This window comes from Finegoldia sp. (assembly GCF_046991905.1).
In the GTDB taxonomy this organism is placed as follows: Bacteria; Bacillota; Clostridia; order Tissierellales; family Peptoniphilaceae; genus Finegoldia.
In genome coordinates this window covers 50,674-64,772 of the sequence record NZ_JBKWZF010000010.1, presented here as the reverse complement: position 1 = coordinate 64,772, position 14,099 = coordinate 50,674, and the positions used below count along the sequence as shown (strand labels likewise).

General features: G+C 34.7%; 13 protein-coding genes and 1 tRNA gene. 11 read left to right on the top strand and 3 right to left on the bottom strand.

The window, feature by feature from the left end:
* The first annotated feature begins 108 nt into the window (after positions 1-108).
* The 5 genes from ACLUJM_RS05965 (at position 109) to ACLUJM_RS05945 (ending at position 5,130) form a co-directional block, all read left to right on the top strand.
* Positions 109-1,047: a D-alanyl-D-alanine carboxypeptidase gene (locus tag ACLUJM_RS05965; protein WP_412412432.1), complete on the top strand. Its 939-nt coding sequence runs from the start codon at positions 109-111 to the stop codon at positions 1,045-1,047.
* A gap of 361 nt (positions 1,048-1,408) precedes the next feature.
* Complete coding sequence (gene serS / locus ACLUJM_RS05960; RefSeq protein ID WP_412412431.1) at positions 1,409-2,674, top strand: serine--tRNA ligase; 1,266 nt, start codon at positions 1,409-1,411, stop codon at positions 2,672-2,674.
* A gap of 27 nt (positions 2,675-2,701) precedes the next feature.
* Complete coding sequence (locus ACLUJM_RS05955) at positions 2,702-3,838, top strand: glycosyltransferase (RefSeq protein ID WP_294684863.1); 1,137 nt, start codon at positions 2,702-2,704, stop codon at positions 3,836-3,838.
* An 8-nt stretch (positions 3,839-3,846) separates the two neighbouring features.
* Entirely contained in the window at positions 3,847-5,031 is a 1,185-nt protein-coding gene (locus tag ACLUJM_RS05950; protein WP_412308880.1) for a D-alanyl-D-alanine carboxypeptidase family protein, read from the top strand.
* Between the two features lie 23 nt (positions 5,032-5,054).
* Positions 5,055-5,130 (top strand) — tRNA-Arg (locus tag ACLUJM_RS05945).
* 214 nt (positions 5,131-5,344) lie between these two features.
* Here the strand turns inward: ACLUJM_RS05945 and ACLUJM_RS05940 are convergent.
* On the bottom strand, positions 5,345-6,088 hold the full coding sequence (locus ACLUJM_RS05940) for a TIGR03915 family putative DNA repair protein (protein WP_412412430.1): 744 nt from the start codon (positions 6,086-6,088) through the stop codon (positions 5,345-5,347).
* Between the two features lie 2 nt (positions 6,089-6,090).
* Positions 6,091-7,326: a putative DNA modification/repair radical SAM protein gene (locus ACLUJM_RS05935; RefSeq protein WP_278735417.1), complete on the bottom strand. Its 1,236-nt coding sequence runs from the start codon at positions 7,324-7,326 to the stop codon at positions 6,091-6,093.
* A gap of 138 nt (positions 7,327-7,464) precedes the next feature.
* On the opposite strand from ACLUJM_RS05935, the gene brnQ reads away from it, so the two are divergent.
* From brnQ to ACLUJM_RS05905, 6 genes are all read left to right on the top strand, one after another.
* A complete protein-coding gene (gene brnQ, locus ACLUJM_RS05930; RefSeq protein WP_412412429.1) occupies positions 7,465-8,742 on the top strand; it encodes a branched-chain amino acid transport system II carrier protein in 1,278 nt (425 codons plus the stop codon).
* A 65-nt stretch (positions 8,743-8,807) separates the two neighbouring features.
* Positions 8,808-9,161, top strand: a complete 354-nt coding sequence (locus ACLUJM_RS05925) for a YkvA family protein (protein ID WP_094223031.1) — start codon at positions 8,808-8,810, stop codon at positions 9,159-9,161.
* Between the two features lie 407 nt (positions 9,162-9,568).
* Complete coding sequence (locus tag ACLUJM_RS05920) at positions 9,569-10,351, top strand: ABC transporter ATP-binding protein (protein ID WP_094203206.1); 783 nt, start codon at positions 9,569-9,571, stop codon at positions 10,349-10,351.
* A gap of 47 nt (positions 10,352-10,398) precedes the next feature.
* Positions 10,399-11,520 carry an ABC transporter substrate-binding protein gene (locus ACLUJM_RS05915; protein ID WP_412412428.1) on the top strand — a complete coding sequence of 374 codons (1,122 nt, stop codon included), beginning with the start codon at positions 10,399-10,401 and terminating at the stop codon, positions 11,518-11,520.
* Positions 11,521-11,529: 9 nt separating this feature from the next.
* Entirely contained in the window at positions 11,530-12,288 is a 759-nt protein-coding gene (locus tag ACLUJM_RS05910; RefSeq protein WP_094205122.1) for an ABC transporter permease, read from the top strand.
* A gap of 57 nt (positions 12,289-12,345) precedes the next feature.
* Positions 12,346-12,885 (top strand): isochorismatase family protein, encoded by a 540-nt coding sequence (locus ACLUJM_RS05905; protein WP_294684869.1) that lies wholly within the window; start codon positions 12,346-12,348, stop codon positions 12,883-12,885.
* A gap of 45 nt (positions 12,886-12,930) precedes the next feature.
* On the opposite strand, the gene ACLUJM_RS05900 is transcribed toward ACLUJM_RS05905, so the two are convergent.
* On the bottom strand, positions 12,931-14,079 hold the full coding sequence (locus ACLUJM_RS05900; RefSeq protein ID WP_294684870.1) for a hypothetical protein: 1,149 nt from the start codon (positions 14,077-14,079) through the stop codon (positions 12,931-12,933).
* Between the last annotated feature and the right edge of the window lie 20 nt (positions 14,080-14,099).

Here is a 14,099-nt window from a genome sequence, read left to right as displayed (position 1 = left end):
GATTGGCTTGGTGTTTTTTATTTGGTGCTTTCAACACAACTACAATTTGGATTTTAAGTATTGTAATTCACATAGTGATATAGGATAATTTAGATACAGAGGTGAATTATGAAAAAACACAAGCGTAAATTGTTTTTAATTCTTGGAGTCATTCTTTTGGTGTTCTGTTTTGTATTATTGAACTTGCGTGGCTATAGAATTTTACAATCCAGAACTTTTAGAAAATTTTACGATAGAATTGATTTCAAAATAGATACCAAAGAGTTGAAGATTCCAGAAGATGCACTTGCTTTTTCGGTGTATGACATAGATAAAGAAAAATATTTGTTTTATGAAGGCGGCGGGCAATTACCAACGGTTGCGAGCTTGTCGAAACTTTTTGCGATTGATTATGCACTAACAAAGGTAAAATTAGAAGATAGCATAGAGGTTAATCAAGAATTATTAAATCTAGTACCACAAGAATCATCACTAGCGCACTTAAAGCCTGGCAAATATACAGCTGAACAAATAATGCAGGCTATGCTTGTGCCGTCTGGAAACGATGCGGCTTTTGCATTGGCATATAATATCGGCAAAAAAGACTTGGGAGATGGTTACAGCGCAAAAAAATATGTGAATTATTTTGTAAAAAATCTCAGCAAGTACCTCGCAGATGAAGGTTACAATAAAACTCATTTGTTCGATCCGAGTGGATTTTCCACACAGGCAGATACAAATTTAAAAGATATTAATAGAGTTGCACTTAAACTTATTGATTATGATTTTGTCAAAAAATGTATGGGCAATAGTTATTTTACAATTCAAACTCCTCAAGGAGAAATGACTTGGAAAAACACCAACGAATTTTTGGACAAAAAATCTGCGTTTTACAACAAAGATGTAAAGGGAATCAAAACGGGAACGATGGCATCGTCCTACAACATTGTCGTATTGTACGAGAACAACGGAAAGAAGTATCTAATAACTTGTCTTGCATCTCACACCAATGAAGACAGGTATAAGGCTGTGCAGGCGGCGATTAATACGATTATAAATAAAAAATAAAAGATTAAATCAGATTGGCGTTTTCTGAAGATGTTCTTAGCAAAATGCTAATCTCATTCTAACGAAAAACCCAAGAATATTTTCCCAAAAACGTTGTAACCAAGCTATACATTGACACAAATGGATATTTTGTGGTAAAATATACATTAATATAGTTGAATATTGCAGTTGATGAAGAAATAGTAAGTGTTGGATTATTTCAGAGAACTTATGTGTGGTGCGAATAAGTATATGAAGATGCTGAATCTAACTTCTATGCGTTGTTATTTGAGAGAGCTTGTGCTAATTAGGGTGGTAATCGCGGAATGACCATTTTCGTCCCTTAGTATGAGTTTTTTTATTGTTTTATAAGGAGAAAGTTATGTTAGATATTAAAAGAATTAGAAACAATCCAGAAGAAATCGTTGAGGCTTTGAAGAAAAGAAGAGGAGAGTATCCTATTGAAAAGCTTTTGGCTACTGATGAAAAAAGACGTGAAGTTATTCAAAAAGTAGAAGGCATGAAAGCAGAACAAAACAAGCTTTCCAAACAAGTTCCACAAATGAAGAAAAACGGAGAAGATACTACAGAACTTTTCAAAAACTTGAAGAAGTTGTCTGATGATATCAAATCTATGGATGATGATTTGAAAGATATCGACGACGAAATCATGGAATATTTGATGGAAATCCCAAACACTCCTAACAAAGATGTTCCAGTTGGTTTGGATGATACTGAAAACTTGGAAATGAGAAAATGGGGAGAACCTCGTAAATTTGATTTTGATATAAAAGCTCACTGGGATTTGGGCGTTGATTTGGATATTTTGGATTTCGAAAGAGCGACTAAGATTTCCAAATCAAGATTTAGTGTATTCAAAGGAAAAGGCGCACGACTTGAAAGAGCTTTGATGAATTTCATGGTTGACCTTCACACTGACAAACAAGGCTACACTGAAATGAATACTCCAGTGCTTATGAGTCCAAGTGCGATGAGAGGAACTGGTCAAATTCCAAAATTCAAAGAAGATATGTTTTATTGCGAAAAAGACGATATGTATCTTGCTCCTACTGCAGAAGTTCCAGTGACTAACTTGTTGGCAGGAGAAATTTTGGAACAAGGAAGTTTGCCAATTTATTACACAGCTTTCACTCAATGTTTCAGAAGAGAAGCAGGAAGTGCTGGACGTGACACTAGAGGTTTGATTAGAAATCACCAATTTGAAAAAGTTGAAATGGTAAAATTCGTTGAACCTTCTACAAGTTATGACGAATTGGAAAAACTTACAAATAACGCAGAAGAAATCTTGCAATTATTGGAAATTCCATACAGAGTTGTTAGACTTTGTTCTGGGGATTTGGGATTCTCATCAGCGATGACATATGATATCGAAGTGTGGATGCCAAGTTACGGCAGATACGTTGAAATATCAAGTTGTTCTAACTTTGAAGATTTCCAAGCAAGACGTGCAAACATAAGATATCGTGACGAAAATAATAAGCCACAATACGTTCACACACTTAATGGTTCAGGACTTGCTATTGGACGTTGTTTCGCAGCTGTAATCGAAAACTATCAACAAGCTGACGGAAGTATAAAAATTCCTGAAGTGCTACAAAAATACACAGGATTTGATATAATAGACTAGTAAACTAAAATTAAGATAGGAAAAGAAATGAAGGCTTATATTATTGCTAGAGGATATCCAACGGATAAATACAAAATGAACGGAATATTTGAATTGGATCAGGCAAAAGCACTCGCCAAAAAAGGTGTGGAAGTCGTGCTGATTGCGCTTGATTTCAGATCACTTAGACGTTTTCGTAAATATAAAAGTGAATATTTTATAAAAGATAATGTCAAAGTGTATTCCTTTCATTTTCCGATTGGAAGATATATCTTCAAAAGCCTTTATGACTTTTCTTATTTAGTACTTAGACATTTCTACAAAAAAGTGGAGCAAATCGAAGGAAGACCGGATGTAATTCACACTTATTTTACAGACCAGGGATATTACACATCCAAACTTGCAAAAGAGTTGAACATTCCATTCGTACTTACAGAATGCAATTCCGTTGTAAACCAAGATACTATCAAACCTTCTTACAGAAGAATCGCCGAAGAAACTTACGACAGAACTGACGGACTTATAACTGTAAGTCCCAAATTCAAAGAGAAAATTAAAGAAGAATTTGGGAAAGATTCTACAGAAATTGCAATTATTCCAAACCTTACGATTTTCAAAAATAATGAGAATTTCAAAAGGGGAGATATATTCAACATAGTTTCCACTGGAAATGTAATCACGACAAAAGGTCCGAAAGAATTGATTGAGGCGTTCAACATTGCTTTTGTAAACGACAAACATGTGAAGCTTACGATTTATGGGGATGGATTTTTGAGAAGACCATTGTTGAAGATGGTCGATGATTTGGGTTTGTCCGATCAAGTTTTTCTTCCGGGACTTACAAAAAGAGAAAAAATCGTTGAAGGTTATAATAATGCGGATATGTTTTGTCTGTATTCGTATTCAGAAACTTTTGGGTTGGCGTATTTGGAAGCATTGTCTGCAGGACTTCCTGTGGTTGCAAGCAAATGCGGAGGACCTGAACATTTAATAAACGAAGAAAATGGAATATTGGTTGATAGATTTAACGTTGAGAAGTTAGCAGAAGGCTTAAGATATATGCACGATAATATTGAAAAATACGACAGAGAGAAAATATCACGCGATATCAAAAAAGTGTATTCCGAAGAGAAGATTACAGATGATGTAATCAAAGTGTACGAAGAAGTTATATCGAAAAGATGAGGTGAGAAATGAAGAGTATTAAAAAAATAATACCTTTAATGTTAATACTTGCTATTGTATTTCAACCTGCATTATCAAAAGCGGACTCGAAGTTGGGATTTGAAGACAAAGTAAAAGCGTATTACATAATTGAACAGGATTATTCCCAAGAATTGTTGAATTACAACGAAAACAAACCTTTTGCTATAGCATCCTTAACTAAAATCATGACTTATGTTTTGGTTATGGAAGATATCAACGCAAACAAATACAAGCTCGACGATAAAATCAAAATCCAAACACAATACGCTAAGCCTGAAGCTAGCACAATGCAACTTAAAAAAGGCGAAGAATTAACTGTAAATGATTTGATAAGGGGAATGATGATTGTCAGCGGGAATGATGCCGCAGACGAATTAGCAGTGAAATCAGAAGGATCTGTGGGAAAATTTGTCGAAAGAATGAACAAAAAAGCAGCCGAATTAGAATTGGAATCTGCGAAGTTTTATTCTGCATCAGGTTATCCTGAAAACGACAAGGAAAATTTGATGAGCGCAAAAGATTTGGCGAAATTAACCACATATACAATCAACAATTACCCACAAGTTTTAAATTACACAAAAACACAAAAACTTGTAATGCCAAGTAGAAAATACGAAGCTGCAACTACAGTTCCATTTTTAGGAAAAATAGAAGGCGTAGATGGATTTAAAACAGGAACAACTGAAAAAGCTGGATACTGTTTGATAACTACGATGAGTTTGAAACCAAACGATCCAAACCACAGAGTCGTATCTGTTTTGATGGGGGCTCCCACAAAATACGACAGAAATACTTACCAAAAAATAATGCTTGAATACGTCAGAAATTCATTTGAACCAATGAATATATTAAACAGCGAAAAGCCAATCGAAACGAAATCAGTCAACAGCGTTGTGGACAAAAACGTTGAGATTTATCCGACAGAAGACGTATCCATTTTGTATAATACCAAAACTGGTCTGCAACAAAAAGTCGACATCAAAAAAGATTTGAAAGCTCCTTTGAAAAAAGGACAAATCGTAGGAAAAGTTGTAATCGATACTGGAAAAGGCGACAAAAGAGAAGTAAGCCTCGTTGTCAAAAAACCTTACGAAAAAGCAGACACATTAACTAGAATAAAAAGAAGTGCCAAATACACTTACGAATTGTTAGAAGCACTTCTTGTATCATAAGCCGATTTGAGTCGGTTTTATGTGCTTCCATAATTAAGCTGGATATAATACCCCCCTCCTAAGGGGGCATCCCCGGTTCGAATCCGGGTGGGAGTACCAAACAAAAAGCCTAGAATTTACACGTTCTAGGCTTATTTTTATTTTATTAAATTTTACATATAGCACTCACAATTCGCTAAGATTCTTGACAAAGGGCAACAAAAGGGAAACAAAAGGGCAACAAATACAAAAAGCATCACTAATGAATTTTTTCGAATTCACATTGTTCTAAATACACTTATTATTTCAAAAAAATCAACTGTAAATGCAATAATTATTTTTCGTTATCGTAAATTTTGTTTTTTTCGGGTAAATATTTCCAGTATCTTTTCGGCATATTATTCTGCATAAGTTTGAGGTTTTGGCGTTCTTTTATTCCGACTGAATTGTAGAATTCTATCCAGCAATCTTCAAACATTTTCTCTTCATCAGATTCTTCTTTGAAGATTTCTTCGACATCGTAAAATGCCAAATCATCGTCCACATATATTGCACACTTATTTCTTTTTTTGTCGTAAATCACAAACTTTTCATTTCTCAATCTGTTTTTGAAATGATAGGTGAGTAATTCCAAAATGTCGTTGTTAGGTTCGAATTCTGCGAACAAGAAATTGTCCTGGATTTCTTTGAATCTAAGAAGTCCTTTGTATGCGTGAAGTTCTCTTGTGGAATATTTGCACAGGCTGTTGAATGCTACAGCGCTTTTGTCAGAAGAGTTGATGAAGTTGTAGCCGTATGTGTACATATTTTTGATTGTCTTAGCGATGATGGTTGATTTGTCGGGATTTTCTGATACAAATGCGTAGTTGATACTACGATAAAAGTTGAATCCGAATGTGTCTATTATCGATTTTTTCACACGTGATGATTTGTCAGTATTTGTTTCAACGTATATGTCATCATTCAAAAAATCCAATTGCTCTGATTTCACAACGATAATTGAATTTTCAATGTGTTTGTACTGTTCAAAAATCACCGTAAACAAGCCGTCTATGCTGTTATCATAACTGTATCTCATATCTACTCCAAAAAACTAAGTTGTGTTACATTTTTTCCTTCTTGCATTCTCAAAATATCTATCAAATCGTCTTGTGTGTTGTATTTTTGTCCCTTGTAAACTCCTCCGACAAGTATGAAATTCTTCGCTTTTTTCACAGAAATTTTAAGAGAAATCAAATCGTCGTATTTGAGGTTGGCAAACTTTCTCGCATTTATAATTCTCATGGCATAAGTTGGCCCAAACCCAGGAACACGTAGAAGTTCTTCGTAGGATGCTCTGTTTATTTCGATAGGAAATAGCGATGCATTCTGCACAGCCCAGAATGCTTTGGGATCTAATGTCAAATCAAAAAACGGATTTTGTTCGTTCAAAATTTCGTTTGATTTGAATTTGTAAAATCGCATCAGCCAATCTGCTTGATACAACCTGTGTTCACGTAGCATGGGAACTTTTTTGATTCCGTCTGTGTATTTCGATTTAATTACAGGGACAAATCCCGAATAGAAAACTCTTTTGAGTTTGTAGTCTTCATAAAGGCTACTTGCTTTGTTGATAATTGTAAGATCCGATTCACGACCTGCTCCGACAATCATTTGAGTGGATTGACCAGCTGGTAGAAACAAAGGAGTTTTTCTTATAGTTTTTCTGTCGATTTTGTACTGAGTGATGGATTCGTTAATAAAATCCATAGGTTTTTCAATGGACTCATACGTTTTCTGTGGAGCGAGCATCTTCAAGCTTGACTTCGTAGGAAGTTCTATGTTGATACTCATACGATCGATAAGTCTTCCTAGTCTTTCGATTAATTCCTCGCTTGCTCCTGGGATTGCCTTCATGTGGATGTATCCGTTGAATTTTTTCTCGTTGCGAAGAATTTCTGCAACTCTGATAAGTTGCATCATTGTGTGGTCGGGGCTTTTCACAACGCCACTTGACAGGAACAATCCTTCGATGTAATTTCTTTTGTAAAAATTTATTGTCAAATCAGCTACTTCTTCTGGAGTGAATTCTGCTCTTTCGATGTTGTTTTCTTTTCTGTTGACGCAGTATTCGCAACTGTAAATGCATTTGTTTGTGAGTAAAATTTTAAGTAGCGAAATGCACCTTCCGTCTTCAGACCAACTGTGACATATTCCAGAATTACTCGCCGCACCGATTCCGTCTGCGGTGTTTTTTCTTTTTGAACCACTAGAAGAGCAACTGACATCGTACTTGGCAGCGTCTGATAATATTGATAATTTGCGTTTTAATTCCATAATATCACCTATTCGTATTTTATAATAAAACAAACATTCGCACAAGTTTGTTTTTTAGAAAAAAGTTGTTATCTGGAAGAAATTGTGGTAGAATTGTAAGAACTAATAAAATTTTACAATATTTATACAGAGGTAATCATGAAAAATAAGAAATTAATACTTGTGAGTGGTTTTGCACTATTTTCAATGTTTTTTGGAGCGGGTAATTTGATATTTCCACCGTTCTTGGGTAACAAAGTAGGAAATCAGTATTTGATAGCTACGTTGGGGTTTTTACTTAGCGCTGTAGGACTGGTTTTCTTGGGATTAATCGCAGCCACAAAATGCGGGGGAACAATTGAAAAAGTGGGAAACACAATCAGTCCACGATTCTCACTAATATTTTCGACGATAATTATGCTTGCGATTGGACCTGGACTTGCAATCCCAAGAACTGCAGCGACAACAGTGGAAATCTTGCAAAAAGGATTCTTCAAAAACGCTAATTCTGTTGTGTTAACGGTAATATTTTTTGCTTGTGTGTATTTATTCGTCAGAAAACCAAGCAGCATAATAGATAATTTGGGAAAAATATTGACACCACTATTGCTTGCAACTCTTGTAATTATAATTTTTAAAGGAATAATATTTCCAGTTGCAAGGCCTGTGAATACTTATCAAATCCAAGCCTTTCAATCAAGCTTTGAAGAAGGATATCAAACAATGGATGCATTGGCATCGTTGGTTTTTGCAATCGTAGTTACAAAAGGATTCGTGTCCAATGGAATTACAGATGATAAAACAATCAAAGATTACACAAAAAAAGCGTCAATCATCGCAGCGCTTGGACTTTGCTTCGTATACGGAGGATTGATTTACCTCGGAGCTGCCACATCCAAGTTCAACCTAGGAAATGTCGAAAGAGTTGATTTGTTGCTATACATTTGCTACCAACATTTGGGGATTTTGGGAAAGGTATTAATCTGCGTTGCAATGGCATTGGCATGTCTCACAACGGCGATTGGACTTACAACAACAGTCGGACAATTCTTCAGTGATATGCTAAAAGACAAAACAAACGGAGTCATTTCATACGATGTAATCATAATAATTTCCACAGTTTTTAGTGCGTTCTTCGCAGTAGTTGGCGTCGAAAAAATACTAAAAATTTCCGCGCCATTTTTGACAGCAATATATCCTGTGGCAATAGTTTTGATTTTCTTGAATTTGTTCAAGCAAAATACATTTTCACGAAACGTAAAATTAGGATCCATAATCGGAGTGTCGATTTACGCAATTATAGTACTACTTAACGGATTCAAATTGGATTTCGGTTTGTTGAAAACAATCGAATCAGTATTTCCAGTGCAAATCAAAAGCTTTATTTGGATAATCCCAGCAGTCATTGGAGGATTAATAGGAAAAATCAAAAAATAAATTGTAACTATTATGTAATACGATATATTGTGCAATGTATGGTATAATATATTTGAGGTGAGTTAATGATTAAAAAATTATTAGGATTGAAGAACGAAATACCAACATTGTGGTATGCATTTTTTAATAAACAAATACCATTATTGTCGAAAATAGTATTGGCATTGTCTGTGCTTTATGTAGTAAGCCCTGTGGATTTCGTGCCGGATTTCGTCGCTGGATTGGGAATCTTGGATGATTTAATCCTCGCTCCATCATTAATGATGGTCGCAAAGAAGTTCATTCCCGAAGACATCATCGACACCAGTGAACAAAAAGCAGAGCAACTAAACTCCAAACTAAAAGTAGTTGGAATTGTCGCAGGAGTAGGGATACTACTATTGATAAGCTTTTTGATTTACAAAAATGTGGTGAAATAGTTATTGAAATTTTAAATAAATAAAGCATAATTTGAAACAAAAATAGATTCTTAAGTTATTTTAAGCTGCAGATATTCATTATCTGTGGCTTTTTTTCATGTGTATAAGCAAGAAAAATGATAAATTTATGTAAAAATTTAAGGAATATTTATTGTAATTTTAAATAAATGGTGAAAAATACATTGGACAATCCAAGAAAAATCGTAACATGATTTATAAATATAAGTAAAATTCTGAATTTATTGGCAATAAGTTCAATTTTAGGTATTTTAATAAAATAAAAATAATAAATAATTTATAGGCTAGATTTATAAATGATTTTATGAAAAGATGACAAATCATCGAAACGTGATAGACTAGATAAGTAAATTTATGAGATAGAAAAATATTTATCAAGCAGGTGCTAAATGAGTTATATTACTGTAGAAAATTTGGGATTTTCTTACGAGAATAATTCTAGGAAGATTTTGGAAGGATTAAATTTAGAGGTTGATTCTGGAGAATTTGTGTGCATTTTGGGGAAATCAGGATGTGGCAAGAGTACTCTTCTTAGGCTTTTATCTGGTTTGGAGATGCCTACATATGGATCTATAAAATTAAATGACACAGAAATCAAAGAGGCAGGACTTGATAGGGCTGTAGTATTTCAAGATTATGGATTATTTCCATGGTTTAGTGCTGGCGATAATATCTCGTTGGCATTGAAACAAAAATATCCAGACAAATCAAAGTCTGAAATCAAAAATATGGCAATGGAAGCTTTGAAAAGTGTTGGCTTGGAAGAAGATATTTACTACAAACTTCCTAAGGAGCTTTCAGGTGGTATGCAACAAAGGTGTGCGATTGCACAAGCTTTTTCACTGGATTCTCCAGTGCTTTTGATGGATGAACCATTTGGAGCTATTGATGCTGTTACTAGGGCGAATCTTCAGGATTTAATTATTAATCTATATAATAATGAGGATCAGAAGAAAACTGTGTTTTTTGTAACACATGATGTTGACGAGGCTATTTTGTTGGCAAACAGAATTGTCGTTTTGGGACAATCTCCCAGCAAGATTATTTTTGATTTGAAGTTGGATAAGTCTACTGTTATGACTAGGGAAAATCAATTCAACGATAAGAAAACTATTGAGCTTAGGAATCTTTTGATTAAAAAGATTAATGAGGATATTTCAAATAAATTATAGTAGACTATTGATTTAGTTTATTTAAATAAAATTTTATGGGGGTACTTATGAAAAAGAAATTATTGATTGTAATGAGTCTTATTTGTTGCTTAGTATTTGCTTCATGTTCTAATAACAACGATAAAAAAGACAATGAAACACAAAATAAGACAGAAGAAAAGAAGGAAGAAACTTCAAAGGATTCTTCTTCTAATGATAAGAAGGAAGAAACTGTAGTTAAATGGAATTACGGAACAAGTGGTAATGTATTGGTAACTATTGCTGAACAAAAAGGTTTCTTCAAAGACGAAGGAATCAAAATTGAACCTGTATTTGCTACAGAAAATGCCGATGCGTTATCTCTTTTAGCATCAGACAAGGTTGATGTTGTATCAAACGCCGGTACTTCAAATCCACTTCAACAAATTTCAGCTGGTGTAGATTTGACAATTTTTGGTGGTCATATGTTAAATGGTGCAATGCCTGTTATCGCTAAAAAAGGAACTAAATGGAATGGAATTACTGATTTAGTTGGTAAGAAAGCAGCAATCAATCCACAATACTATGCATTTACTGGAGCATTGATGGATGCAGGTGTTAAAGATCCATTGAAGGAAGTTGATTGGGTACAAATCACAAAATACAACGATGCAATGGCAGCTGTTGTTAGAGGAGATGTTGATTACGCACTTTTAGGAACTCAACAAAACCAAGCAGTTAAAAACATGAAAGACATTGAAGTGGTTACTTACCAAAGTGATGTAATGCCTAACTATTCTTGTTGTAGATTGGTAGCCAAGACAAAATACATCAACGAAAATCCAGACACTGTTAAGGCTATTTTGAGAGCTTTAATCAGAGCACAACAATATTATGAAAGCAACAAACAAGAAGCTGTTCACATGTTAGCAAAACAAATTAAAGCTGACGATGCATTTGTAGCAGCTTACATGCTTGACGAACACTACGATGTTCACATTGACCCATTGAAAAAAGGTGTTATTAGAGCTTGGGATATTTTGGACAAGACTAATTTCTTAGATGCAAAAGCAAAATCAATTAACATTGAAGACAAAATCAATACTGATTTGTACAAACAAGCCTTAGAAGAAACTAAAGAAAAATACGGAAAAGAAGATCCTAAATTCTACGAAAGCTTAGAAAAATTCTTTGAAGAAAACGACAAATAGAGGTTTGTTTTGGATAAGGTAAAGGAGTTTATTCGAAAATATTGGATTACTGTGTTGATTTTCGTGTCATTAATAGTTGTGTATATATTTTTGACAGATAATCACATGGTCAATCCATACCTTTTTCCGAGTAAAGAATCGATAGCTCAAGCATTTCACGAAGACAAATCAGTTTTGTTGATTAATATGTTTTCATCATTCGGATTAATGATTCCGTCCATCGTTTTATCGTTGATAATTGCGATAGGTTTGGGAACATTATTGGGAATGAGCGAAAGATTAAGAGAAATTTTACATCCCGTAATTTATGCTTTTAGTGTTATTCCATCGATTTTGCTGTCACCATTTGTGTTGATGTTAGCTCCAAATTTGTGGTCTGCTTCATTGTTTTTGATAATTTATGGAACTGTGTGGACTACGATTTTTGCGACAATCACAGGAATAATGACAATTGACAAAAGATATTTGGACAAGGCGAAGACATTAGAAATCAAAGGATTTGATAAACTTGTAAAAGTTATTCTTCCAGCAGCAAGTCCTTCAATATTAGCAGGGTTTGTAAGTTCGTTGAGAAGTACATTTGTAATGTTGGTTTACGCAGAAATGTATGGCTCAAAATACGGAATGGGATTTTTCGTAAAAAAATACACCGATTTTGGATTGTTTAATCATGCTTGGGTAGGATTTATATTTTTGGTTATAGTTTTAGTTGTGGTAATGCAAATATTTGAACTAATCAAAAAAAGAATTCTAAGCTGGACAATTTAAATCTAAGCGCGCTGTGTGGCGTGCTTTTTTTATGGTATGATAGTTTTGAGGTGAGATATGGAAAAGTTTAATGTGAACAAAGACGATATGATAATTTTGTTGATTGATTTGCAAGAAAAATTGGTGCCTGTTCTTCACGACATTGAATACGTGCTTAATCACACGAAGGCTGTGTTGGAGATGGCAAGAATTTACGACATTCCTGTGATTACAACACGTCAATATCCGAAAGGACTTGGAGATACTGTAGAATGTTTGAAGGAATACGAAACGAAGGTGTTCGACAAGGTAGATTTTACTGCAAAGCTTGATGATGTTATGAAAGCTATCGAAAAAACTGGAAGGAAACAAATCGTAGTTGTCGGAGCTGAAACTCACATTTGTGTATACCAAACGATACGTGATTTGATTGACGAATATAAAATGATTGTGCTTGAAGATTGCGTTACAAGCAGACGTGTTGAAAATAAAATGAATGCTATCAAAAATTTTAGGGAGATGGACTGTTTGGTAATCAATTCTGAAACGTTGATTTTCGATATTTTGAAAAGGGCGGGAAGTCCTGAATTTAAAACTTTGTCGAAACTAATCAAATAAAAAATAAATCCAACTTTACTTACTGAAAAGCAAAGTTGGATTTTTTTATCCTAACAATAAATACAAGAAATGTGCGCTGATTCCAGCTGCTATTCCTCCGATTGTGTGAGATAGAATTGCTTTTGGTGCGAGTTTTCTGGCGTCTAATGTGTCCATCATTCCAACATGTGTGGACAAATATCCTGACCAACACATTCCAAGGGCTGTGAAAACAGCGATATCATTTCCAGTGATTAAATTTTTCTCCAATAATTTTGGAACGAGTCCAAGCGCTGCTCCGACACTTCCCAAAGCTGTAAGTGGAAATGCAATGCATTCTGATGAGGTGAACCCAAACAATGGTTTCAAAATGGGATTTAGCAATGCTCCAAGTTTTGGAATCAAACCGACTCCTTCATAAGCAGCACCAGTATAGACTACGGTTCCGTTTTCAACAGTTCCAGTTGATGTGAGAATCATAACCAACGTACAAATAACAACAACTCCAGGAATAATGTCCATCCCAGCTTGTACACCAGATTTTCCACCCTCAAGCATTGAATTCAAAATTCTTTCCATCAAAGTCAAATCTTCTTTTTTATCTAAGATTTGTTCTTCTTCAAATTCCACTTGCTCATCTGTATCGGCGTAGAATTTTTTCGTGAAATGCATCATAATTCTAACGGATACCACAGAGCCCACGACTGCTCCCAAAACTCCAAGGGATGCCGCCTTGAAAAATTCCGTACCATTTCCAAGTGAAGACATAAAAGTCCACACGATAAATCCCATCCCGAACGATGTTCCCAAATTGCACAACGTAGGAAGCTGATAATTCTTGAAATATTTGGCAAATCCTTTGTCCTTTGCAAGTCCAATGATTGCCGGATTATCCGACAAGAACGTCGTCAATATTCCAAGCGCCGCAGCCCCAGGCAAATTGTAAAGTGGTTTCATTATAGGGCTGATGATTTTGTTGATTAGTGCAATAACTCCAAATTCGCTTAAAAGCTTGGACAACGCACCTGTTAAAACTGCGATTGCCATTATGAAAAACACAGTGTTAAGCAGCAAATCGTGCGCTGTTTTCATCAAAGTATTGAACATATTGCCAAGACCCATAACTTTTGCAATGTAGCCGAAAAGTCCGAAAACGACAGCGATTGTCACAAAAGATTCCAGCGAAAATTCACTTTGTTTTTTAGTTTTCTCCATAAAATTCTCCATTAAAAAGT